Source organism: Robertkochia aurantiaca, from assembly GCF_020166495.1.
In the GTDB taxonomy this organism is placed as follows: Bacteria; Bacteroidota; Bacteroidia; order Flavobacteriales; family Flavobacteriaceae; genus Robertkochia; species Robertkochia aurantiaca.
Genome location: NZ_JAINZS010000004.1, coordinates 85,173 through 109,921, shown reverse-complemented (window position 1 = coordinate 109,921; position 24,749 = coordinate 85,173). Strand labels below are relative to the sequence as shown.

Genomic DNA, 24,749 nt, shown 5'->3' with positions numbered 1-24,749 from the left:
TGAAGTTTTCAGCCCTTGGAAGGCTCTGAATTGAGGCAGCTTTAATCAGAGGGCCTGTGCTTGAGCGAAGATAGTTTTGGTTTTATCGAATAGGGGGGTATATCCCTTAAAAATATGAGGTACTACATATGAAATGAGTTCTATATTCGTTAATCCTATGAACGTGCTGTAAATCGGTAAAGCTTGCCGCACGTACATAATACTTTATATTTGTTGAAAATAATCCCTGACATGAAGAACTATTACGTATTTCTGATCATACTTTTTTTGGGGTGTGGACTCAGGGCTCAGGAAGAGTCCAGGGTGATTACAACGGGAGTTCCGTTTCTTTTGATAACCGCAGATGCAAGGGCCGGCGGAATGGGTGAGTTAGGGGCCAGTACGACCCCCGATGCCTATTCTCAGCAGTGGAATCCGGCTAAATATGCTTTTGCATCCAGGCAGATCGGCATCGGGATCAGTTATACGCCTTACCTGAGTCAATTGGTCAATGATATAGCCTTGCTCAATGGTACCGTGTATAATCGTATTAATGAGCGAAGTGCATGGGCGGCCAGTTTTAAATATTTCAGTTTGGGAGATATTGAGTTTATTACTGAAGACGAGGCTTTGCAAGGTCTTACTCCCATTATTCAGCGCCCTAACGAGTTGGCTGTCGATGCTTCCTATTCGTTGAAGCTTAGTGAGACTTTCTCAATGGCTGTAGCCGGGAGATACCTTCGTTCGAACCTTAAGATTCCTGAAGAGGGTATCGATGCCAGTGCTGCAAGCTCTTTTGCTGTAGACGTAGCAGGTTATTTTCAATCTGCTGAAATTGCATACAGTAGCTTTAACGGAAGATGGAAAGGCGGTTTTAATATCTCCAACGTGGGGCCAAAAATAAAATACGATGAAGAAGGTCGGGAGACATTTTTGCCGACCAATCTGAAGCTGGGAGGAGGGTTTGATTTTATTTTTGACCAGGATAATAGGTTGGGTGTTAATCTTGAATTCAATAAATTGCTGGTACCCACACCTAGCGATTCGAATGGTGATGGACGTATAGACTCGCAAGATGACTATTACAACGAATCGTTTTTCAGCGGGATGTTTTCTTCTTTCAGCGATGCCCCAGATGGCTTTAGTGAAGAATTGAAGGAAATCACCTATGCGCTGGGAGCTGAATATATGTTCAGAGAAGCCTTTGCCGTAAGAACGGGTTATTTTCACGAAAATGAAGAGAAGGGGGCCCGGCAGTTTTTTACCCTGGGCGCAGGTTTTGGTTTCAAATCGACGACCATAGACCTTTCCTATCTTTTTTCCACTTCCAGGGTGAGAAACCCACTTGAAAATACACTTCGTTTTTCCCTTACCTTTAATTTGGGAGGTGAGTATAATAACCTCTGATCAGACATAGCTTCTGAAGCTCGTTAGTGAACTCGGCTGTTTATTCTACCGTGGAGGCTGGTATTTTTTTAGTAACTTCATCCTAACAGGAGAAATCAGGGAATTGAAAAAAATTACTATTACATCCGAACTGACCGTTTTTGGGTCAGTTGAAGAAGTTCCTCAGCAAGACCGGGAACTTATTGTCAGGGCCATGACGGTCAGAGACAGTGCCTATGCTCCTTATTCTCGCTTTAAGGTTGGAGCTGCCCTTCGAACAGCTTCAGGAGCGGTCGTTGTAGGGAGCAACCAGGAAAATGCATCGTATCCTTCCGGTCTGTGCGCTGAAAGGGTCGCTGTTTACCAGGCCGGAGCGCAATATCCCGATGATCCGATAGAGGCCATAGCCATAGCTGCCAGGTCTGAACTGAGAATCGTGTCTCAGCCCGTTCCTCCATGCGGTGCCTGTCGCCAGGCTATAGCCGAATATGAATCTAAGCAGGGATCACCCATTCGTATCTATTTTACCGGTGAAACCGGAGAGGTGATGATGACCCCGGATCTGCAATCAATCCTGCCCCTGGTTTTTAACAGGAAATCGCTTGATGAGCTGTGAGCGAAAATGTGGCATAAAAGACCGTTTTTCATTTTTCCACTTTTCTTTAAAGTGCTACTTTTGTATTGCTTTTTGCAAATGGAACAGAAATGTAAGGAATTGATAGCGGTACAATCAGCATCGCTCCCTGCAGGTTTTAGCATTAAATAAATTTACATGAAGAAAGTTACTAAGAAAGTATATCTGAAATGGTATGAAGACATGCTGTTTTGGAGGAAGTTCGAAGATAAACTGGCGGCCGTTTATATTCAACAGAAGGTGCGGGGTTTCCTTCACCTGTATAACGGTCAGGAAGCGGTACTAGCCGGGTCTTTACATGCCATCGACATTGAAAAAGACCGATTGATCACCGCCTATCGTAACCATGTGCAGCCCATCGGTATGGGAGTGGATCCTAAAAGGGTTATGGCTGAACTTTACGGAAAGGGCACCGGAACTTCTCAGGGATTGGGTGGTTCGATGCACATCTTTTCAAAAGAACATAATTTCTATGGTGGTCATGGTATCGTGGGAGGTCAGATCCCCTTGGGTGCCGGGCTTGCATTTGCAGATAAATATTTCAAGCGTGACTCTGTAACCCTTTGTTATATGGGTGACGGAGCGGTACGTCAGGGTTCTTTACACGAATCTTTTAACCTGGCTATGTTGTGGGATCTTCCGGTAGTGTTCATTTGTGAGAACAATGGTTACGCTATGGGTACCTCAGTTGCCAGAACTTCAAGAGAACAGGAGATCTGGAAACTCGGGCTTGGTTATGACATGCCTTGCGGTCCTGTTGACGGAATGAATCCCGTGAAAGTGGCCGAGGCGGTAAGTGAAGCCGTGGAGAGAGCCAGAAAAGGTGGAGGTCCTACTTTCCTTGAAATGAAAACCTATCGTTACCGCGGTCACTCCATGTCTGATGCTCAGCACTACCGAACCAAAGAAGAAGTGGAAGAGTATAAGAAGATAGATCCGATCTCTCAGGTACGCGAAATAATACTTGAAAAGAAATATGCTGACGAAAGCCAGCTGGAGGAGATCGATAAGAAAGTGAAGCAGATGGTGAAGGAGTGTGAGAAATTTGCTGAAGAGTCAGATTTCCCTGAGAAAAATGTGATGTACGACTCGGTATATGAACAAGAGGATTATCCTTTTTTACCACATAAATTATAATTAAGCATGGCTGAAGTAATTAAAATGCCTCGTCTGAGTGACACCATGGAAGAAGGGACCGTCGCAAAGTGGCTGAAACAGGTAGGTGATAAAGTTGAAGAAGGCGATATACTGGCCGAAATCGAAACAGATAAGGCCACTATGGAGTTTGAATCTTTCCATGAAGGGACCTTATTGCATATAGGTATCGAAGAAGGAGAAGGTGCTCCGGTAGATTCTTTACTTGCCATAATCGGTGAAGAGGGAGAAGATATTTCTTCGCTACTCAATGGTGAGTCTGAATCAGGTTCAGACGATAAGAGTTCTGAAAAATCACAGGATGAAGATAAATCGGCTTCCGGTGAAACCGATTCAGATCAGAAAGATTCAGGAGCTGAAATGCCTGAAGGCGTTGAGGTTGTTACCATGCCGCGACTAAGCGATACCATGGAAGAGGGAACCGTTGCTACCTGGCTTAAAAACGTTGGTGATAAAGTGGAGGAAGGAGACATACTGGCCGAAATTGAAACCGATAAGGCAACTATGGAATTTGAATCCTTTCATGAAGGAACTTTGTTGCATATCGGTATTGAAGAAGGAAAGAGTGCTCCGGTAGATGACGTATTGGCCATAATCGGGCCGGAAGGTACCGATGTTGATCAGGTTCTGAAGGCGCTTTCATCGGGGGGCAGTTCTTCCTCTGCTTCAGATGAAAAACAAAAAGAGGCCTCCTCTGCAAGCCAGGATAAGGCTTCTCAGGAAGTGGCTGAAGCTACTGAGGCTCCTGAAACAGCATCCGGAGGACGCGTTTTTGCATCCCCATTGGCCAGACGAATGGCTGAAGAGAAGGGTATTGACCTTGCTCAGGTGGAAGGCTCCGGTGAAAACGGACGAATCGTTAAGAAAGATATAGAGAACTTCAAGCCAAAAGCTTCTGCTAAAGCCGCTGAAGAAAAAACAGTTCCTCAGGCGGCCGGTAAGCAGGAAGGTGCTCCTGAAGCGCTGGCATTCGTTCCGGCAGGTGAAGAACGCACAGAGGAGGTTAAAAATTCTCAGATGCGCAAAACCATTGCCCGACGCCTTGCAGAATCCAAGTTTAGCGCACCACATTACTATCTGACTATTGAGGTGGATATGAAGAATGCCATGCAGTCGCGTGCTCATATTAATGAGTTACCCGACACCAAGGTTTCTTTCAATGATATGGTGGTGAAAGCCTGTGCCATGGCTCTTAAAAAACACCCTCAGGTGAATACCAGCTGGAAAGATGATGTAACTGTTTATAATCATCATGTTCATATAGGGGTGGCTGTAGCCGTTGACGAAGGCCTGGTGGTGCCTGTTCTGGAATTTACCGATCAGATGAGCCTGACACAAATAGGTGGTAAGGTTAAGGAACTGGCCGGTAAAGCAAGAAATAAGAAGCTTACTCCGCAGGAAATGGAAGGTAGTACCTTTACCGTTTCTAACCTGGGGATGTTTGGAATTCAGGAATTTACCTCCATCATCAATCAACCGAATTCTGCCATTCTTTCTGTAGGGGCGATTGTGGAGAAGCCGGTGGTAAGAAACGGCGAAATCGTTGTGGGTAATACGATGAAGGTAACCCTCGCCTGTGATCACAGAACGGTCGATGGAGCGACAGGGGCTCAGTTCTTACAGACACTTAAGGCTTATCTCGAAAATCCTGTAACCATGCTGGCTTAAGCCTGAAATGAGATACGAACAAATCCCGCCAACGGCGGGATTTTTTAATATATTTAAAATCAAATTGAAACCTATGAACAAGATCTTCTTTTTATCCATCCTGGCCTTTACGGTTTTTGCTTGTAAAAGTGCCGGAGGCGATAATAATTCCACTGAAAATACAGCAAGTCGTTCGGCTACGGGAAATAAATACGAAATAGCTTCTGAAGAGGTGCGCGCTTCTCTTTCTTATCTGGCCAGTGATGAGCTGAAAGGAAGGGCCTCGGGCGAACCCGGACTGGGAATGGCGGCTGAATATGCAGTACAGGCTTTTGAAAAGCACGGCGTGAAGCCTTTTTTTGAATCATACCTGGACACCCTTAACAATTTCGATCAGGTAGCATACAATGTGGTGGGTGTGGTGCCCGGAATCCATCCCGAATTGAAGGATGAATACGTTTTGGTGGGGGCACATTATGATCACATTGGTGTCATTGAACCTCAGGCAGGTGATAGTATTGCCAATGGAGCCAATGATAATGCCTCAGGTTCAGTGGCGGTAATGGAACTGGCCAAGTATTTCGGCTCCAGAGCCGGGAATAAAAGGAGTGTCATTTTTGCCTTGTTCGCTGCTGAAGAGAATGGTCTTAAAGGGGCGAAGCATCTGGCTGAAAAATTAAAGCAGCAGGGAACAGATATTTATATGGTTCTGAATCTGGAGATGATCGGCGTACCCATGCAAAGGGAATGCACCAGTTACCTGACAGGTTTTGAGAGATCGAACATGGGTGAACTCATAAATAATTATGCCGGAAGTGAATTGACCGGTTTTTTACCCCAGGCTAGAGAATATAATCTTTTCAGGCGTTCAGATAATTATGCCTTTTACGAGATCATGGGGGTTCCTGCTCAAACTCTTTCCACCTTCGATTTTACCAATTTTGAATTTTATCATAAGGTAGGTGATGAGGCGCAGCTTATGGATGTTCCTCACATGACCTCATTCATAAAAAAACTGGTACCCGTTGTTGAAGGATTTTCAAACAGTGCTTCGCGGGAGTTACAATGGAGCGAAACGGAGGCAGAGTGAATGGAATTTATTAATAAAAGCTGAACGATGAAGAAGATTATAATTACAGGTACCAGCCGTGGGATTGGTTTTGAACTGGTAAAGCATTTAGCTTCTCAAGGCCATCAGATCCTTGCGCTTTCAAGAAATGATAAGCCGGTTAAAGAGTTGAACTTGCCCGAAGTGACTGCTTTTTCATTCGATCTTTCAAGTCAGTCAGACCTGGAAGAACTCGACGGTTTCCTTACAAATCAATGGGGAGCTGCTGACATTCTTATAAATAACGCCGGCAGTTTTCTTCATAAATCCTTTGAGCAAATCACCTCTGAGGAATTCAGAAAGGTGTTTGAAGTTAATGTGATAGGAGTTGCCGCGATCACCCAGCGCATTCTTCCTTTTATGCAGGAAGGTGCTCATGTGATAAACATCAGTAGTATGGGTGGCGTTCAGGGTAGCGTGAAGTTCCCGGGGCTTTCGGCTTACAGCTCGTCTAAGGGTGCTCTCATCACTTTGACCGAACTGCTGGCTGAAGAATATAAAGAGTCGGGTATCGCATTTAATGTGCTGGCACTTGGGGCCGTGCAGACTGAAATGCTGGAAGCGGCCTTTCCTGGAATGAAAGCTCCTGTAAGTGCGGCTGAAATGGCAGAATATATTGCAGATTTTGCCTTAAAAGGAAATCGCTATTACAACGGTAAATTGCTGCAGGTAAGCAGTACCACCCCCTAGCTGCAGTGATCTATGAGTGAGGTTTTGCGGAAATATCTTCCTGAACAGGCTGTCACGCCTTGTTTTGAAATGATTCGGGCGCACCATGTTCATTTAAAGGTGGTCAATGAAAGGGTCACCAGGCACGGGGATTACCGGAGGTTGCCCGATGGAAGTCACCAGATCACTGTCAATGCGAACCTTAACAAATACCGGTTTCTTATAACCCTTGTTCATGAAATAGCTCATCTGGTAGCCTTTACAAAATATGGCTTCCGGATCAAGCCTCACGGTGTTGAGTGGAAGAGGACCTTTCAGACTCTTATGCTGCCGTTCATCAACCCGGCTGTCTTTCCGTCTTCTTTGTTACCTGTTATAGCAGCTCACTTCAGAAATCCCCGGGCAAGTAGTGATACCGATGCTAACCTGTCACTGGCGCTCAAACAATTTGATCCTCAAAACGATAAAAATTATATCTTTGAGCTGCCTTACGGGGCCCTTTTCAGAATTTATAATGGAAAGGTTTTTAAAAAAGGAAACAAACGCGTCAAACGCTATGAATGTATCGAAGTTGATACGGGGAAAATATATCTTTTTCAGCCCAATGCTGAAGTGGAACTCCTTTCCACCTAATACTCCTTCCTATGAATAAACATCATTATGTTCTCATCATGGCCGGAGGAGTTGGATCCCGTTTCTGGCCCCAAAGTACCCCGGAATATCCGAAACAATTTCACGATATGCTGGGTGCAGGTGTTTCGTTGCTTCAGAAGACGTTTCAACGGTTTGCTCAAACCATACCTGTACGAAATATTTATATTCTTACCAATGAGCGGTATACGGATCTGGTGCTTGAACAGTTGCCACAGATAGCACGGGAACAGGTCATACCTGAGCCGGCCATGCGCAATACGGCTCCTTGTATCTTGCTGTCATCCCTGAAGATCAGTAAAATGGATCCTGATGCGGTGATGGTAGTTGCTCCCAGTGATCATTGGATCGAAGATGAGGCTGCCTTTCAGAACGATATTTCGATCTGCCTCGAGCGCTGTGCCGGGGAAGATATCCTGATGACCCTCGGAATTAAACCAGATTTTCCCAATACAGGCTACGGGTATATTGAATATGAACCGGGAGATGAGCCTGTTCGAAAAGTTATACAGTTCAGGGAAAAACCCGATTATCAAACGGCCAGGAAGTTCCTTGAAAAGGGTAATTTTCTATGGAATGCGGGTATATTTATCTGGAGTGTGGAATCTGTCCTGAAAGCCTTTGAAAAGTATAGTCCTTCCCATTACGATCATTTTAAACAGGGAATGGATCAACTGAATACTGAAAATGAGGATGCTTTTCTCAAAGAAAAATACCCGGAGGCTGAAAATATTTCTGTCGATTATGCCATTATGGAACCCGCATCGAACATATTTGTCCTGCCTGCTCATTTTGACTGGAACGATCTGGGTACCTGGGGGTCTCTTTATAACGAGGTCGCCAAGGATGAGGCAGGTAATGCAGTGATCAATGCCCGTGCCCTTATCAGGAACGGGAAAGGAAATATGGTAAGTACCGAGAAGGGAAAGCTGGTGGTGATCGAAGGTCTGAACGATTATATCGTTGTCGACCGCAAAGATGTGTTATTAATTTACCCCAAAGCTGAAGAGCAACAGATCAAGGCTGTCGCGGCCGAAGTCAAATCCAGGTTTGGCGAATAATTATTAGTTATGGAAGAAGAAAAAAATAAATTAAACCAGGATAATATTACCCCAACCCAAAAACCTGAGCCATCATCTGATGATAAGGGCGCTAAAGCGAAAAGAGACTTTTCCGGCTTTATGGGAAGTTTCAGGGCTTTCCTGGTGGAATTGCTCGATATACGTGAAAATACAGACGAAGAGAATACCAAGCAGAGTATCGTAAATGATATTCCTTTCAAAGGGCATACGTCATGGATTCTCATCTGTTCTATCTTTATCTGTTCGATAGGTCTTAACGCGAACTCTACGGCCGTTGTGATCGGTGCGATGCTTATATCCCCCTTGATGGGACCGATTCTCGGTGTGGGGATGTCGGTGGCTATTAATGACGTGGACTTGTTGAGGAGGTCGCTTAAAAACTTTGCTGTCATGGTGGTTTTGAGTATTCTCACCGCCTATGTGTTTTTCGCCATATTCCCCATTCAGGATGAATCATCTGAATTGCTGGCAAGAACCGCTCCCGATATCAGGGATGTTCTCATTGCCTTTTTCGGCGGAATGGCATTGGTGATCGCCCGAGCAAGAAAAGGTACCATTGCCAGTGTTATATTTGGTGTGGCGATTGCCACAGCCCTGATGCCACCTTTGTGTACGGTAGGTTTCGGTCTGGCGATTGCTAATTTTGAATATGCGGGAGGAGCCATGTACCTTTTCATCATCAATGCGATATTCATAGCCCTTGCGACCTTCGTTATTATAAAGATATTGCGCTTTCCAATGGTGCGTTATGCCAACTCGAAGAAAAGAAAGCGTATAGGCCAGATCGCGTCTGTGGTTGCCATACTTGTAATGATTCCGGCAACCTATACTTTTTTTAACGTATGGCAGGAGTCGGTTTTTCAAAAACAGGCCAAGGACTTTTTGACTGAAAATGTGCGACCCTATAAATTTTCAGGTAATGGTTTTTTTCTGGAAAACTATGTGACCATTGATTACAATAAAGGAGTTGATCCCAGGTTGGAATTGGTATATATGGGAGAACAGATTCCTGATAATGTCGTTGAAACATGGCGGTCTCAAATGGAGAATTATCCCGCTCTCAAGAATACTGACCTGATCATTAAGGGCGGTGATGACGGAGATACCGAAGACAAATTTCAGTATGTCAACGAGCTCTATGAAACGAAGAAGCAGGAGATTGCCAATAAGGAACAGCAGATCGCTGTGCTTGAGCAGGAAGTCGAGCGTTTGCGCAGATATGCTTATAATGACGTGCCTTTCGAAGATATAAGCCAAGAGATCAAGATCAATTTCGATCGGATCTCTGAACTGGGGTTTGCCAATGAGATCGTTACCAACTTTGCCAAAACCGATACCATACCGGTATTTTTCGTCAAGTGGAAAGGTAACGTGAGTAACAAGCAAAAAAAGGCTGATATGGAAAAACTGGCGGCCTGGCTTAAAGTGCGTACCAAGAATGACAGTATACGTACAAGGGCGTTTAACTGACCTTAATTTCGCTCTTCAATATACATTTGGCGAACCTTTTTAAAGAGGTCCGAAGAGTAAACGAAATTGGTGACAGCTTCGTTATCGGTTTTGAATATTTCTTTATTGGTTCCTTCCCATTCTTTCAACCCATTCTTCAGGAAGACGATCTTTTCGCCAATCTCCATAACTGAGTTCATGTCGTGGGTGTTGATCACTGTAGTGATATCATATTCCTGTGTGATCTCCTGAATGAGATTATCGATCAGGATAGCCGTTTTTGGATCCAGTCCTGAATTAGGTTCGTCGCAAAACAGGTATTTAGGCCTGTTAACAATAGCTCTAGCAATAGCCACTCTTTTCTGCATTCCGCCTGATAGTTCTGCCGGTAATTTCTGGTGGGCATTGACCAGGTTTACCCGTTGCAATACAAAATCAACCCGTTCCTGCATTTCTTCCTGCGGCATACTTGAGAACATCTTAAGAGGGAACATTACATTTTGTTCGACCGTCATGGAATCGAAAAGTGCACTCCCCTGAAATACCATTCCCATCTCCTGTCTCAGTAGCCTCTTCTGGTCTTCAGATAGTTCAGAATACACACGGTCGTTGTAAATGATTCTCCCTGAGTCCGGCTTGTGTAGTCCCAGCAGTGTTTTTATGAAAACAGTCTTTCCCGAACCGCTCTGCCCGATGATCAGGTTGGTCTTTCCTTTGTCAAAAACAGTTGAAATGCCCTTTAGAACATGAGTTTCTCCAAATGATTTATGTATGTTTTCAACTGTGATCATTAACCTAAAAGCATTTGAGTTATAAGATAATTTACGATAATAATCACCACGCTGGTCCAAACAAATGAGGTAGTACTGGCCTTACCTACTTCCAGGGCACCTCCTTTCATGTAATAGCCATAAAAGGAAGGAATGGTCGCCAGGATAAAAGCAAAAACGAACGTTTTAAAAAAGGCGTAGAATACATGAAACGGATTGAAGTCGATCTGTAGTCCCTTGATGAATTCTGCGTTGGTGGTATAATCGCCGAATACTGCTGCGATCCAACCTCCGAGTATTCCCAGATACATTGAAATGGCAATAACAAAAGGGTATAGCAGCAAGGCGATGATCTTTGGGAATACGAGGTAATTTAACGAATTGACACCCATTACCTCTAAGGCATCTATCTGCTCGGTTACTCTCATGGTTCCGATGCTTGAAGTGATATAGGAACCGACTTTTCCGGCCATTATAATGGAGCAAAAAGTGGGTGCGAACTCCAGGATAACAGATTGTCTGGTGGTAAAACCGATCAGATATTTAGGAATAAGCGGGTTGTCGATATTCAAAGCTGTTTGAATGGCAACAACTCCACCGATAAAGAATGAGATAAAGATGATGATCCCCAGTGATCCGTAGATCAGATCATCGATCTCCTTTAGAATAAGGTTTTTCATAATGCCCCATTTGGTCGGCTTACGAAATACCTCTTTTATCATCAAAAAATATCTACCAATATTTTCAAGATATAGCATAAATAGTGAATCGAGTAGCTAAAGTATGAAAAATTAAATACTCCGGTTTAACGTTTACTTTATAATAAATGCCTTAATAATATTAATTTTATCCCTCAATTACTTAAATCAAATGAAACATTATTTTGCTTTTACACTTCTTATAAGTTTTGCTTTTAATCTGGAAGCCCGGGCTCAGAACATGACAACCGGAGACGAACCATTCTCGCGTCCGAAACTGGTAGTGGGCATCGTCGTCGATCAGATGCGCTATGACTACCTCACCAGGTTTTGGGATCGCTATCAGGAAGGAGGCTTCAAGAGACTGGTCAACGAAGGATATTTGTTTAAGAACAATCACTTCAATTATGTGCCGACAGCTACCGCTCCCGGGCATGCTTCAGTATATACGGGGACCACACCTGCCAATCATGGAATTCTGGGAAACAGCTGGTATGATAAATACCGGGATGCTGTGGTCTACTGTGTCGAGGATGAACGTTTTGAGGGGGTTGGTACGAAAGACGAAGCAGGGCAGATGTCACCTCATCGTTTATTGAATACGACCATTACAGATGAATTGCGGGTGGCCGGTAATTATAAGGGGAAAAGTATCGCCTTAGCTATGAAAGATCGCGGAGCGGTCCTGCCGGCGGGCTTTACAGGAACAGCCTATTGGTTTCACGGAAAAGACGAAGGTAAATGGGTGAGCAGCACCTACTATATGGAAAGTCTGCCCGGCTGGGTAGAAGATTTTAATGAATCGGGTACAGCCGAAAGCTATAAACGCACATGGGAGCCATTGTATGAATTATCTACCTATGTGGAAAGCAATCCTGATGATACGCCTTATGAAGCCCTTTTCGAAGGAAAAAAGAAAGCGGTATTTCCATACGACCTGAAGAAGCTGTGGAAGAAAAACGGAGGTTTTGATATGATCAAGGCCACTCCTTTCGGAAACGCCCTCACTACCGACTTTGCTCTGGCAGCTATAGAAGGAGAGGCACTTGGGAGGGATGCTCATACCGATTTTTTGGCGGTGAGCTATTCGAGTACAGATTATGTGGGTCACCGTTTTGGGGTCAAAGCTGTGGAGACTGAAGATACCTACCTCAGGCTGGACAGCGAATTGAAGCGCCTGTTAACCACCCTTGATGAGAAGGTGGGTAAGGGGAATTACACGGTATTTTTAACAGCAGATCACGGTGCAGCCTATGTTCCGGCATACTTACACGATCATAAGATCCCTGCCGGTTATCTTGAGGGAGATGAATTTCGGGAAGCGGTCAACGTGTTTTTAAGTGAAACCTATGGCAGTGATGCCTTGGTGCTGAGTAATGCTTATGGTCAGATATTTCTTGATCATGCCCTTATCCGGGAGAACGGATGGGTGGTTTCTGAGGTCAGGGAGCGATTAGCTTCCTTTGCCATGACACTGGATGGTGTGGAGCGTGTATTTACCTCAGACCAATTGGCGAGAAATGAATACCGGGCAGGAATGGCGCATGCCATTCAAAATGGTTTTAATCATAAGGGGTCAGGAGATCTGTTCGTGGTCTTCAAGCCGGCCTATCTGAGCAGCGGATATAAAAATGGTGGAACCTCTCATGGTACCCCCTTCATCTATGATACCCATGTGCCATTGATCTTCTACGGAAAGGGAATATCACATGGCTCGAGCAGCAGGAAAACAGTTATACCTGACATTGCCCCTACAATAAGTGCATTGCTGGGTATTCCATTTCCCAATGGTACCACCGGAAATATTCTTAATGAGGTCGTTAATCCTTAGCTGACGAAAACAACTGATTGGTAATACCTTTCCAGCGGAAACGCCGTATAAACCTTCCTTGTTTGGAGGTGACTATTTTGGACTTTCGCTCCTGCATGGCATGAAAATAACCCCGTAGATTGTCTGCGACCACTGAAGTTCTTTTTTGTTTCAGAGCCATTTTAATGGACGCTATGAGTGTTATCGGGAAGCCATATCGCATGCGGTACATGGCTTCCCCCTGCATAAGCCGGGCTTTTTTGTTGTATCCCTTCCCGGTAGGGCGAAGATGTTTTACTCTGAGATGCGGATCGGTGATGATCGAATAACCGTAGTAGCGGGCAAGTAATTCGTCTGCGGTATCCCATCCTATGGAAACTCGCAGTCCGCCGATGTCTGTAAAACAATTTTTACGATAGGCTTTAAAAGCTCCTCTCACATGGTCTTTCTTCATGGGGTGGTTGAGAGTCCAGGTGTCATTTTCCAATTCGTATGCGAATCCTCCGGCAATACCGCAATGAGGATTCTCTGAAAATGTTTCAGCGATCTTTTCGAAATAATGATCAGGCAGTATCAGGTCAGCATCGAGCTTTACCAGGAAATCATAAGTATCATCGAGTAGTTCGAGTCCCTTATTAAAAGTGGCTACTACCTTGCCTCCCGGTAAGTGAGCGCTGTCTGAAGTTTTATTGACCTTTTTAAAGAAAGAGTGAGAACCGCAGTAGCTGTCGATGATCTCCTCAGTTCGGTCGGTCGAATGATCATTGACGATAACCACCATGGCCGGTGGTAGTGTTTGTTTTGTCAGAGAATCGAGAGTCTCTGAGAGGTGTTTTTCTTCATTATGAGCCGGTATGATCACATAGTAGCGCATATCACCGTCACTTTCGTTCTGCATAAATGATGTAGTATCGGGGTGTAAAACGTCTCAGAATGGGGCGCAGGCCAAGCCGGTTCACCGGATGGGTCCATTTAGCGGATTTTTTGATTTCCCAGCCACTTTTTTCAAGCAGCCAGTCAAACTGCCAGGGCTCGAACTCATGGTAGTGACGGTCCCACATGTCGGTTTTACTGCGATAAGCAGGGGCGAACCATAATTTCAGAGGTACTGATGCAACCAGGCGGTTGGCTGTGATTTCCCTCAATACATTGTAGGGTGCCAGAAGATGTTCAAAGATCTCGAAAGCAGTAACGACTTCGACTTTTGATTGAACGACACTGCTGAAATCGTGATCGAGGTCTTCTCCTTTGGTGTTCTCCACCTGATAGCCTTCGGCTTGCATGATTTCAGACAAAGGATTTGCAACGCCAAGATCAAGGATCGAAGTGCCCGGTTCTACAACATCTTTGAGGAAATTCATGGTTTTTTCAAACCTTTTCTGAGGGTAACTGTTCTCGTACATAGATAAGTTTACCCGGCAAATATATAAAGTTCTGTCATTTATGTGGATTGCTGCTCGTGAAGATCAGACCTCATAGATCATGGCATTGATATTCATTCCGGCCCCGACGCTGGCAAACATGATGAGATCTCCTTTTTTGACCTCATGGCCTTTCAGGTCTCCTTTTTTAACCATATCGAACAGGGTGGGGATAGTGGCCACTGAGCTGTTGCCCATTTTGTTGATGTTCATCGGCATAACGTCGGCGGGAACCTTCATGTTGTAAAGACGGTAAAATCTTTTTATGATGGCTTCATCCATTTTTTCATTCGCCTGGTGTATAAATACCTTCCGAAGCTTCTCGATCGGATACCCACTCTTGTCAAGGCATGATTTCATGGCCTGGGGTACATGGGTGACCGCAAACTCGTATATTTTACGTCCGTACATTTTAATGTATCTGGCTGCGGTGACATCTTCAGGGTTGTTTGATTTTCCATAGAAAAGCAGCTGTGCTTCGTCAAGGGTAAAACTTGCTGATTCAGAGGTGATGATACCTTTGCTTTCCTGATTCTCCAGGGCTTCGATAACAGTGGCGCCTGCCCCGTCTGCATAGATCATGCTGTCGCGGTCATGCGGATCAACCACTCTTGAAAGTGTTTCTGCTCCTATAACGAGACACTTTTTCGCAAGTCCTGCCTGAATAAAGGCATAGCCTTGTATCATTCCCTCAAGCCAGCCGGGACACCCGAATATCAGATCGTAGGCAACACAGGAAGTGTTCTTTATACGCAGGTTGTGTTTTACTCTGGCCGCCAGACTGGGAAGCATGTCGCTTTGATTAGTACCTGATTTAATGTCTCCAAAGTTGTGCGCCACGATGATATAATCAAGAGTTTCCGGATCAGTGCCGGCATTTTCCAGAGCTTTTTCGGCGGCATAAAAGGCCATGTCGGAAGTGCTGATATGTTCGGCAGCATATCTTCTTTCTTCTATTCCCGTGATAGACTTGAATTTTTCAATGATCACTTGATTGGGATGTTCAATAGAAGTTCCGTCTGTGTTAAGAAAGTTGTGATGTTCGAACTGTACATTCTTTTCTACCACTGAAGGGATATAGCTTCCTGTGCCTGTGATGTGTATCGACATAATTCCTTTTTTGTCGTTAAACTAATAAATAGGACGTAACCGCAAAAGCGATTGAGCTAATAATTACGATGCCCAAAATATGAATTACAGCAGGTTCTGAACTGAAAAAGCCTCCCAACCTTTAACAGGAGGGAGGCTTTTATATTAAATACTAGTCTAATCAGGCCTCTGCGTACTCTTCTATGGGTGCGCAGGTGCACATGAGATTACGATCACCATAGGCGTCGTCAACCCTTCTGACCGATGGCCAGAATTTGTTCTCATAAAGGTGCTCCAGCGGGTATGCTGCTTTTTCCCTGCTGTAAGGCAGGTTCCACTCTGAGGCTGTAAGCATTTGTTGAGTGTGAGGAGCGTTTTTCAGTACATTATTGGTGTCTCCTGGTTCCAGCTCTTCTATTTCTTTTCTGATCGAAATTAGGGTATCACAGAATCGGTCCAGTTCGGCAAGGCTCTCACTTTCGGTCGGCTCGATCATCACTGTTCCGGCAACAGGGAACGAAACGGTCGGCGCGTGAAAACCATAGTCGATAAGACGTTTTGCAATATCAGATACTTCGATGCCTTTGTTTTTAAAAGGTCTGCAGTCAAGAATCATTTCGTGTGCGGCTCTTCCTCTTTCTCCTGTATATAAGACTTCATAGTGGCCGCTTAACCTTTCCTTGATATAGTTTGCATTGAGTATGGCTGTTTCTGTAGCCATTCGCAATCCGCGGCTGCCAAGCATTTTGATATAGGCGTATGAGATCAGGCATACTGAGGCGCTTCCCCACGGTGCAGCTGAGATGGCATCGATGGCATCTGCCCCTCCTGTATGGATCACAGGATTTGAAGGCAGGAATGGCACAAGATGTTCAGCAACACAGATAGGTCCTACTCCGGGTCCTCCGCCTCCATGAGGAATGGCAAAGGTTTTATGCAGGTTCAGGTGGCATACATCGGCCCCGATGGTTGCAGGATTGGTCAATCCAACCTGGGCATTCATATTGGCGCCGTCCATATATACCTGTCCGCCGTGTTCGTGAATGATGGCTGTGATTTCTTTGATAGAAGATTCGAAAACTCCATGGGTGGAAGGGTAAGTTACCATTAGAGCGGCCAATTCACTGCTGTGTTTTTCGGCCTTATTCTTCAGGTCTTCCATGTCGATATTTCCCTTATCATCTGTTTTGGTGACCACCACCTTCATACCGGCCATTACTGCCGAGGCAGGGTTGGTACCGTGTGCCGAGGCAGGGATCAGACAGATGTTTCTGTGCGATTCGCCTTTTGATTCGTGATAGGAGCGAATAACCATCAGTCCGGCGTATTCTCCTTGTGCTCCTGAATTAGGTTGCAATGAAGTCCCTGCAAACCCGGTGATCACATTAAGTTGATGCTCAAGTTCCCTAAGCACCTCCTGGTAGCCGGCAGCTTGCTCGGTTGGAACGAAGGGGTGAATATTTCCCCACTTTGCTGAACTCAGCGGCAGCATTTCAGAAGCAGCATTGAGCTTCATGGTGCAGGAACCGAGTGAGATCATCGAGTGATTTAATGAAAGGTCTTTTCTTTCGAGCTTTTTGATATAACGCATTAGCTCGGTTTCTGAATGATAGCTGTTGAACACCTCGTTCTGTAAAAACTCAGAGGTACGTGAAAGTCCGTTTAGAGCGTTGCGTCCGGCAATCATCTGAAGGCCTTCAGGGATTTCTTTACCGGTAGCCTCTGCCAGGATTTTAACTATGGTGTTCAGGTCGGCTGCCGAGACGGTTTCGTTCAGAGAAATACCGATGGTTTCATCATCGATATAAAGGAAGTTCATATTATTTTTCTCTGCCACGGTCTTGACGGCTTTGGCATTGACCTTGATCTTCAGGGTGTCGAAATAATGTGCGTTCAGTTGTTCAAGCCCCATTTTTTCAACGGCATCGGCCAGGGTAACGGCTGATTGATGGACCTTGTTGGCGATGTATTTGAGTCCTTCCGGACCGTGATATACGGAATACATACCGGCCATTACAGCCAGCAGAACCTGTGCCGTACAAATATTGGAGGTAGCCTTATCGCGTTTGATATGCTGTTCCCGGGTTTGAAGAGCCATACGCAGCGCATAATTACCATCCATATCTTTCGATACGCCGATGATACGGCCTGGAAGATTTCGTTTATGTGCTTCTTTGGTAGCGAAAAATGCAGCGTGAGGCCCACCGTATCCCATAGGAATACCAAAACGTTGCGTGGTTCCCACCACGACCTCGGCTCCAAATTCTCCGGGAGGAGTGAGGCTTACCAGGCTAAGTATATCTGCCGCAACGGCAACCTTGATGTCCTTTTCATTGGCCTTGGCTGTGAAGTCACGGTAATCGAAAACCTCACCATGCTTTGCGGGGTATTGAAGCAGGGCTCCGTAGAAATCATCACCAAAATTAAATTCCCTGTGATCACCGATCACCAGTTCGATCTCCAATGGCAGAGCACGGGTTTTCAGCACGGCAAGTGTTTGTGGTAAAATTTCTTCAGACACAAAGAATTTGACGCTGTTGTTCTTTTTTTGTTCACGGGTACGTACAGCGAATAGCATGGTCATGGCTTCTGCTGCAGCTGTGCTCTCATCTAATAGGGAAGCATTGGCAATCTCCATTCCGGTAAGGTCACATACCATGGTCTGAAAGTTGAGTAAGGCTTCCAGTCGCCCCTGAGCTATCTCTGCCTGGTAAGGGGTGTAGGCTGTATACCATCCCGGGTTTTCAAAAATATTTCTTTTGATCACCGAAGGAGTTACAGATTCGTGGTACCCTAAACCAATAAATGATCTGAATACCTGGTTTTTATCTGCCAGCTCTTCGATATGTCTTAAAAATTCATACTCAGACAAGGCTTCAGGGAGTTCGAGTTCTGATTTGAGTCGAATTCCATCAGGAAAGGTCTCGTATATCAGCTCTTCGATGTCAGAAACTCCAACCGTGTTAAGCATTTTATTGAGGTCTTTTTTTCTGGGCCCCAAATGTCTGTTGACAAAAGCGTCTGTTCTCATAGCACTGTACTAATCTGTGTGACTTGATTTTGGCGCAAAAATACGTATAATCTTGTGATTAGAAAGCGTTTTTCCATAGCCTTTAACAAATCGGAAACTCCCTGGCCGAGTGAATTAAAAATTGTGTAATTTCAATCTGTGTTCTTCTTGCGGAAAATAGTAAACTTCTATCTCGATGCCAGCATTCATGTTGCCTTTGCAGTGTTTGCCCTGGTGCAGGTGACCGGGTTGAATTTGGGGTTTGAGGCAGACCCGAATTACAGTTGGGCATTGTTTTTCGGAACCATAGTCAGTTATAATTTCATCAAGTACGCTACCGAGGCTGAAAAGTATATTTATGTTAGGGGGAGTTATGTAAGGGCGATACAGGTGTTCAGTTTCTTATGCTTCGCTGCCGGCCTGTGGTTCTTTTTTAAAATAGATCAGATGCCTTACGGCTGGTTTATTGCGGTGCTTTTGCTGGTGTTGTTATATAGTGTGCCTCTCAGAAGTTTTCAAACCAATTTGCGAAATTTCAAAGGTATCAAAATATACCTGGTAGCTCTGGCCTGGACTTTATGTACTGTGGTTTTGCCCTGGTCCATAGCAAAGGAAGGTGAAATAGTGCTTATGCTGACCGAGTCTGTTCAAAGATTTATGATGGTGGTGATTCTGACCATTCCTTTTGAGATTCGTGATCTGCAGAAAGACGATCCGCGACTTGCTACCTTACCCCAGCAATTCGGACTCAAAGGAGCCAAAAAGATCGGGCTTATGCTATTGTTGATCTTTCTTTCGATGACATTTGTTAAACAGGGTTTTGAGGGGAGTGAAATGAGCCTGAGGGTTGAAGGTGTGGTAGCGGTGGTAATGGCGATTTTGTTGTTAGGCAGCAAGAAGAACCAAGTTCCTTATTACGAGTCGCTGCTGGTAGAAAGTGTTCCCCTGTTCTGGTGGCTGTTATTGTTGCTGTTCGATCTTTGAATAAGTGTCGATCTCCTTCTTCAGACGATCTTTTGACTCTTTGTTCATCACTTCCAGTTTAGCCTTAGAACATAATTTAGTGAGTTCGGCATTTTTTCTGCTGTGGCTTCGGCAAATTCCGCAATAAAGAATGTGAAGTCTTAGTTGTAGCTTTTCCAGAGATTTAGCCTCATTATATTGAGCCTTATCACAGATATTGGCAGCTTCTTTACAGTTAATTATCAGCATATCGGGATAGTTGTTATTTAAACCAGTTTTTTTCCAGACATTCGATCAGTGAGGTCCGTGCTCTGTGGATGATTACCCAAAGATTAGACGGAGTGATATTCAATTCTTTACAAATATCTTCTGTTTCCATTCCTTCGATCGTCTTTTTGGTGAAGACCTCGGCTTGCTTTTCAGGAAGCCGGGAAATGCACTGCTGAATAGCCAGGCCCAGCTCTTCGTTTTGCATAGCGTCTTCGGCATTAATATCGAAGGCATCGGCAACCTGTTCTTCCAGCCATTCACCATTTTGCTCATCTGTATCGTTATAATTGATTTTGACCTCGGCTTTGCCTTTGGCAGAATTGTTCTTGCGATAGTAATCGATGATCTTCCTTTTTAAGATCGAAATGAGCCAGGTTCGTTCGCTGGCCTTTCCCTTAAAACTTTTGGCAGATTTCAGAGCAGCTAAAAAAGTCTCCTGAACCAGGTCTTCTGCGATGATCCGATCGTTAACCCTCACTATGGTATAGTTAAAGAGGTAGTCTGCGTAGCGGTCTACCCATTGTGCCGGGTCAAGTTTGCGTTCAGGCATGTTAGAATTTTAGTATAAAGTTAAGGTTAAAAGTTGAATTAATCTTTTTGTAATTTTATGGTTAAAGACCAATACGTATGAAAACCATTTATTTAATTGTGATGCTGATCTTTACCGGATTGGTTTCACTCACAGCTCAGGTGAATACTTTAGATATTAATAAGGTTCCTGATGATTTGAAAGAGAAAGGGGTGTTGATCGATGTTAGAACCCCTGAGGAATATCAGGAAGGTCACCTTCCTGAGGCGATAAACATCGATTGGTACAGTGATGCCTTCCTGAAAGAGGTGATGGAGGTAATCAGAGATAATGCAGGAGACCCGGTTCTGTTGTACTGCCGATCGGGTAACCGTAGTGCTCAGGCGTCGGCAAAACTCGATTCTCTTGGTTTTAGGAAAATCTATAATCTTGACGGAGGCTACGCGGCCTGGAGCGAGAAGAATAAAAAACAATAAGCCCGTATGTGATATACGGGCCTGTCGGGATCTAATTATCGTCTGATGCATTATTTTAACAATCCGGCTCTTCTGAGCAGGGCCTCCGGTGCGGGCTTTTTTCCTCTGAATTTAATGTAAAGGTCCATAGGGTTTTCTGTGCCACCCTTAGATAATATGTGTTCCCTGAACAGTTCAGATACCTCGCGGTTAAAAATGCCTTTTTCTTTAAAAAGTTCGAAAGCGTCTGCGTCGAGCACTTCGGCCCATTTATAGCTGTAGTAACCCGCTGAATAACCTCCCTGGAAAATATGAGAAAAAGAGGTGCTCATGCAGGTTTGGTTCACATCAGGGTAGAGATCTGTTTGAGAAAAAACCGATTGTTCATGCTTTTTAATGTCTTCAATCTCTGTAGGGTTACCGGAGTGGTAGCTCATGTCAAGCAGGCCAAAACTCAGTTGACGCAGGGTTTGCATCCCTTCCATAAACGTGGCTGATTCTTTAATCTTTTCGATATAAGACATAGGAAGGGTCTCTCCCGTCTGGTAGTGTTTTGCAAACAGTTCGAGAGCCTCCTTTTCATAGCACCAGTTTTCCATAACCTGGCTCGGTAGTTCTACAAAATCCCAGTATACACTTGTTCCGCTCAGACTCGGATAGGTGGTTTGAGCCAGCATGCCGTGAAGAGCGTGGCCGAATTCATGAAAAAGGGTGGTTACTTCATTAAAGGTTAATAAAGATGGCTTGGTCGCTGTTGGCCTGGTGAAATTGCATACGATCGATATATGCGGTCGGGAATCCTGACCGTTTTTGACATACTGAGGCTTATAAACCGTCATCCAGGCTCCGTTTCTTTTTCCGGGACGCGGATGAAAATCGGCATAGAATACAGCCACCAGTTCGCCCTTCTCGTTAAGCACTTCATAGGTTTTGACCTCTTTGTGGTATCGGTCGATCTCTGTTGTTTCGTTAAAGTGCAGGCCGTAAAGTCTTTCGGCGATGGTGAACACACCCGACACAACGTTATCCAGCTTAAAATAGGGCTTTAGTTTTTCATCGTCAAGATCGAATAGTTCCTGTTTGAGTTTCTCGGTGTAATAAGCGCCATCCCACTTTTGCAGTTGGGGGAGGTCATCTTTTTCTCCAGCGAAACTTGAAAGTTGATCGAATTCTCTCTTAGCGGCAGGTTTTGCCTTTTGCAATAGCTCCTGCAGGAAATCCATCACCTTCTCAGGGGCTTCTGCCATTCGCTCTTCAAGTATGAAGGCAGCATGAGAAGGATACCCCAGGAGCTTCGCCCTTTGGTGTCTCAGGCTTATGATGCGCTTTATGGTTTCGCGGTTGTCGTATTCATCTCCCTTGATGCATTTGCTGCCAAAAGCCAAATGCAGTTCCCTTCTTTTCTCGCGGTTTTCTGCATAGGTCATGAATGGTATGTAGCTAGGGTAGTTTAAGGTGAAGACCCAGCCTTCTTTATCGCGATTCTCCGCCTCTTCTTTGGCTGCTTCGACAACTCCTTCAGGAAGTCCCTTAAGGTCATTTTGATCGGTTAAGTGAAGTTCGTAGCGATTGGTTTCTGCAAGTACGTTTTCGCCAAATCTAAGGCTCAGGGTAGATAGCTCTTTGTCTATCTTTCTAAGCTCTTCCTTTTTGTTTTCCGGAAGGTTTGCGCCGTTGCGGGCAAAACTTTTATATTTTTTGTCGAGCAGCTGTTCCTGTTCTCTGTTGAGTTGTAATTGTTCTCTTTCTTCATACACCTTCTTAACCCGTTCAAAAAGCTTTTCGTTCAGGGTGATGTCGTTGGCGAATTCAGATAAAAGGGGAGATACCTCCTGGGCTGTTTTTTGAATGGTTTCATTGGTCTCGGCGCTGTTCAGATTGAAGAACACCGAAGTGATCCTGTCCAGTTGCTCTCCTGCAAATTCAAGTGCCTCGATAGTATTGGAGAAGGTCGGCGGTTCCGGATTTTCAGTGATCGCACTGATCTCTTTCCGTGTATCTTCGATAGCCTCCTTGATAGCCGGTAAGAAGTGATCGTTTCCGATCTGTGAGAACGGCACAGTATGGTGTTTGGTATGAAAGGGTTTATTCAGGATGTTTTCCATATGCATTTCAATTTTTCAAATTATCATTTTTACATCTGCTCTGAGTGATTTCCTTTTCAGAATCTCTAGTGGTTCTTTACCTCCTGGGCACCTTTGATCACCTTTTCCTTTAAACTTTCTTTGTATGCTTCAATCTTTTCCAGAATGCTGTGATCACTGCTACCCAGAATCTGAGCTGCAAGAATACCTGCGTTTTTTGCACCATCAAGGGCTACTGTGGCTACAGGTACTCCTCCGGGCATCTGGAGGATAGATAATACAGAATCCCAGCCGTCTATAGAATTTCTGCTCTTCACCGGCACTCCGATCACCGGAAGCGGAGACATGGAGGCCACCATGCCGGGCAGGTGAGCGGCTCCGCCGGCTCCTGCAATGATGACACTGATGCCGCGTTTATGAGCATTCTTGCTGAAGTCATAAAGTTTTTCCGGGGTTCTGTGAGCCGATACGATATCGACTTCTGTTTCTATCCCAAATGAACGAAGAATGTCAACAGCTTCCTGCATAACAGGCAGATCGCTGGTGCTTCCCATGATAATGGCAACTTTTCCCATGATATTATTCTTTTATATGTTGGTTGCTGGTTACTTTAATGGTCTTTTTTACGAGTCCGGCTACTGTTCTGGCTTTATCGATATCGGGGTCGACTATGGTGACATGACCCATTTTTCTGAAGGGGCGGGTTTCCTTCTTTCCGTAGATATGAGGCGTCACTCCATCCATTTTCATAATGGCATCAATGTTCTCGTAGTTTACGGGGCCTTTGTAGCCTTCTTCGCCAACCAGATTGACCATAATACCTGCAACTTTGCTATCGGTTCTTCCTAGGGGAAGATCTAAGATAGCTCTGATATGTTGTTCAAATTGATTGGTGTAACTGGCTTCGATACTGTAATGTCCGCTGTTGTGAGGTCTGGGCGCTACCTCGTTTACCAGAATCTCGTCGTCTTTGGTCTGGAACATTTCAACTGCGAGTAGTCCCACATGTTCAAAAGCCTGAGAAACCTTAAGTGCTACGTATTGCGCTTTCTTCGCCACCGAATCGGGGATCCGGGCGGGGCAGAGTACGTATTCCACCTGATTAGCCTCAGGGTGAAATTCCATTTCCACCACGGGGTAGGTTTTTACCTCTCCAGATACGTTTCGTGCTACGATTACTGCCAGTTCATTCTTAAAAGGAATGAGTTTTTCAGCTATACATTCCTGATCCGGAAGGCCTTCGAGGTCAGAATACGTGCGAATGATCTTCACTCCCTGACCGTCATATCCGAATCGGGCACTTTTCCATACGAATGGAAATTCAAGGCTGTTGTTTTTAACTGCACTTAAAAGTTCTTCAGGATATGCGAATCGTGAGTAAGGAGCCGTCGGGATGTTGTGGTCGGTATAGAAAAGTTTTTGTTTCGCTTTGTTTTGAATGGTTCGCAGAGTTTTCGAAGAAGGGTATACGGGAGTGCCTTCTTTCTCCAGTTTTTCGAGGGCATCAACATTGACATTCTCGATCTCGATTGTAAGCAGGTCTGCTTTTTTGCCAAATTCATAGACCTGGTCGAAATTCATCAGATCGCCCGTGAAGAACTCATTGCAGCTCATTCGGCAGGGTGCATCTTCGCTGGGATCCATCACCAGTGTGTGTATGTCGAACTTTCGGGTTTCATACAACAGCATTTTTCCCAATTGTCCGCCACCAAGTATACCGAGCTTAAATCCAGAGGAAAAGTAGTTCATAAAATGATCATTTAATAGATAGATAAAACGTTTCCGGTAGCAGCACAAAAATACAGTTAATTCTTAAATGAGGTCGGAAATCAGGCTATTTCCCCGCAAAAGAATTTTCATTATATTATCTTTGCTTTTCTATAATTCAAA

23 protein-coding genes are annotated in these 24,749 nt (G+C 44.7%); 12 read left to right on the top strand and 11 right to left on the bottom strand.

Going from position 1 to position 24,749, the window contains the following annotated elements:
• Positions 1-231: 231 nt before the first annotated feature.
• The 9 genes from porV to K7R10_RS06210 all read left to right on the top strand — a co-directional run bounded on the left by porV (position 232) and on the right by K7R10_RS06210 (position 9,781).
• Positions 232-1,386: a type IX secretion system outer membrane channel protein PorV gene (gene porV / locus K7R10_RS06250; protein WP_224483828.1), complete on the top strand. Its 1,155-nt coding sequence runs from the start codon at positions 232-234 to the stop codon at positions 1,384-1,386.
• 103 nt (positions 1,387-1,489) lie between these two features.
• Positions 1,490-1,981, top strand: coding sequence for a cytidine deaminase (locus tag K7R10_RS06245; protein WP_224483827.1), 492 nt, complete (start codon positions 1,490-1,492; stop codon positions 1,979-1,981).
• A 156-nt stretch (positions 1,982-2,137) separates the two neighbouring features.
• Positions 2,138-3,136 carry a pyruvate dehydrogenase (acetyl-transferring) E1 component subunit alpha gene (gene pdhA, locus K7R10_RS06240; protein WP_224483826.1) on the top strand — a complete coding sequence of 333 codons (999 nt, stop codon included), beginning with the start codon at positions 2,138-2,140 and terminating at the stop codon, positions 3,134-3,136.
• A 6-nt stretch (positions 3,137-3,142) separates the two neighbouring features.
• On the top strand, positions 3,143-4,822 hold the full coding sequence (locus K7R10_RS06235; protein WP_224483825.1) for a pyruvate dehydrogenase complex dihydrolipoamide acetyltransferase: 1,680 nt from the start codon (positions 3,143-3,145) through the stop codon (positions 4,820-4,822).
• Between the two features lie 73 nt (positions 4,823-4,895).
• Entirely contained in the window at positions 4,896-5,891 is a 996-nt protein-coding gene (locus K7R10_RS06230; protein ID WP_224483824.1) for a M28 family peptidase, read from the top strand.
• Positions 5,892-5,918: 27 nt separating this feature from the next.
• Positions 5,919-6,599, top strand: a complete 681-nt coding sequence (locus K7R10_RS06225; RefSeq protein ID WP_224483823.1) for an SDR family NAD(P)-dependent oxidoreductase — start codon at positions 5,919-5,921, stop codon at positions 6,597-6,599.
• Positions 6,600-6,611: 12 nt separating this feature from the next.
• Complete coding sequence (locus tag K7R10_RS06220) at positions 6,612-7,211, top strand: SprT-like domain-containing protein (RefSeq protein WP_224483822.1); 600 nt, start codon at positions 6,612-6,614, stop codon at positions 7,209-7,211.
• A gap of 11 nt (positions 7,212-7,222) precedes the next feature.
• Positions 7,223-8,290, top strand: coding sequence for a mannose-1-phosphate guanylyltransferase (locus tag K7R10_RS06215; protein ID WP_224483821.1), 1,068 nt, complete (start codon positions 7,223-7,225; stop codon positions 8,288-8,290).
• A gap of 9 nt (positions 8,291-8,299) precedes the next feature.
• Entirely contained in the window at positions 8,300-9,781 is a 1,482-nt protein-coding gene (locus tag K7R10_RS06210) for a DUF389 domain-containing protein (RefSeq protein WP_224483820.1), read from the top strand.
• Positions 9,782-9,783: 2 nt separating this feature from the next.
• On the opposite strand, the gene K7R10_RS06205 is transcribed toward K7R10_RS06210, so the two are convergent.
• Both K7R10_RS06205 and K7R10_RS06200 read right to left on the bottom strand, forming a co-directional pair.
• Positions 9,784-10,551, bottom strand: coding sequence for an ABC transporter ATP-binding protein (locus K7R10_RS06205; RefSeq protein ID WP_224483819.1), 768 nt, complete (start codon positions 10,549-10,551; stop codon positions 9,784-9,786).
• The gene (locus tag K7R10_RS06200; protein ID WP_224483818.1) at positions 10,551-11,288 is read right to left on the bottom strand and encodes an MlaE family ABC transporter permease; all 738 of its coding nucleotides are present in this window, start codon (positions 11,286-11,288) and stop codon (positions 10,551-10,553) included. Before K7R10_RS06200 ends, K7R10_RS06205 begins: the two co-directional genes overlap by 1 nt.
• Before the next feature lie 112 nt (positions 11,289-11,400).
• Between K7R10_RS06200 and pafA the strand changes: the two genes are divergently transcribed.
• Entirely contained in the window at positions 11,401-13,059 is a 1,659-nt protein-coding gene (gene pafA, locus K7R10_RS06195) for an alkaline phosphatase PafA (RefSeq protein WP_224483817.1), read from the top strand.
• Here the strand turns inward: pafA and K7R10_RS06190 are convergent.
• The 4 genes from K7R10_RS06190 to gcvP form a co-directional block, all read right to left on the bottom strand.
• Entirely contained in the window at positions 13,049-13,936 is an 888-nt protein-coding gene (locus tag K7R10_RS06190) for a glycosyltransferase family 2 protein (protein WP_370631299.1), read from the bottom strand. The genes pafA and K7R10_RS06190 overlap by 11 nt on opposite strands.
• Positions 13,920-14,441, bottom strand: a complete 522-nt coding sequence (locus K7R10_RS06185; protein WP_224483816.1) for a class I SAM-dependent methyltransferase — start codon at positions 14,439-14,441, stop codon at positions 13,920-13,922. Before K7R10_RS06185 ends, K7R10_RS06190 begins: the two co-directional genes overlap by 17 nt.
• 63 nt (positions 14,442-14,504) lie before the next feature.
• Entirely contained in the window at positions 14,505-15,569 is a 1,065-nt protein-coding gene (locus K7R10_RS06180) for a 3-oxoacyl-ACP synthase III family protein (RefSeq protein WP_224483815.1), read from the bottom strand.
• Positions 15,570-15,729: 160 nt separating this feature from the next.
• Positions 15,730-18,579: an aminomethyl-transferring glycine dehydrogenase gene (gene gcvP / locus K7R10_RS06175; RefSeq protein WP_224483814.1), complete on the bottom strand. Its 2,850-nt coding sequence runs from the start codon at positions 18,577-18,579 to the stop codon at positions 15,730-15,732.
• Between the two features lie 147 nt (positions 18,580-18,726).
• Here gcvP and K7R10_RS06170 point away from each other — a divergent pair, with 147 nt between their 5' ends.
• Positions 18,727-19,542 (top strand): hypothetical protein, encoded by an 816-nt coding sequence (locus K7R10_RS06170; protein ID WP_224483813.1) that lies wholly within the window; start codon positions 18,727-18,729, stop codon positions 19,540-19,542.
• On the opposite strand, the gene K7R10_RS06165 is transcribed toward K7R10_RS06170, so the two are convergent.
• Positions 19,519-19,770 carry a hypothetical protein gene (locus tag K7R10_RS06165; protein ID WP_224483812.1) on the bottom strand — a complete coding sequence of 84 codons (252 nt, stop codon included), beginning with the start codon at positions 19,768-19,770 and terminating at the stop codon, positions 19,519-19,521. The two genes, K7R10_RS06170 and K7R10_RS06165, sit on opposite strands and share 24 nt — an antisense overlap.
• A gap of 13 nt (positions 19,771-19,783) precedes the next feature.
• Positions 19,784-20,341, bottom strand: coding sequence for a sigma-70 family RNA polymerase sigma factor (locus K7R10_RS06160; protein ID WP_224483811.1), 558 nt, complete (start codon positions 20,339-20,341; stop codon positions 19,784-19,786).
• Positions 20,342-20,418: 77 nt separating this feature from the next.
• Between K7R10_RS06160 and K7R10_RS06155 the strand changes: the two genes are divergently transcribed.
• Positions 20,419-20,796 carry a rhodanese-like domain-containing protein gene (locus K7R10_RS06155; RefSeq protein WP_224483810.1) on the top strand — a complete coding sequence of 126 codons (378 nt, stop codon included), beginning with the start codon at positions 20,419-20,421 and terminating at the stop codon, positions 20,794-20,796.
• A gap of 50 nt (positions 20,797-20,846) precedes the next feature.
• On the opposite strand, the gene K7R10_RS06150 is transcribed toward K7R10_RS06155, so the two are convergent.
• From K7R10_RS06150 to K7R10_RS06140, 3 genes are all read right to left on the bottom strand, one after another.
• Complete coding sequence (locus K7R10_RS06150) at positions 20,847-22,880, bottom strand: M3 family metallopeptidase (protein WP_224483809.1); 2,034 nt, start codon at positions 22,878-22,880, stop codon at positions 20,847-20,849.
• A 65-nt stretch (positions 22,881-22,945) separates the two neighbouring features.
• Positions 22,946-23,434: a 5-(carboxyamino)imidazole ribonucleotide mutase gene (purE, locus tag K7R10_RS06145; protein ID WP_224483808.1), complete on the bottom strand. Its 489-nt coding sequence runs from the start codon at positions 23,432-23,434 to the stop codon at positions 22,946-22,948.
• A 4-nt stretch (positions 23,435-23,438) separates the two neighbouring features.
• Entirely contained in the window at positions 23,439-24,608 is a 1,170-nt protein-coding gene (locus K7R10_RS06140) for a 5-(carboxyamino)imidazole ribonucleotide synthase (RefSeq protein WP_224483807.1), read from the bottom strand.
• Positions 24,609-24,749: the final 141 nt, after the last annotated feature.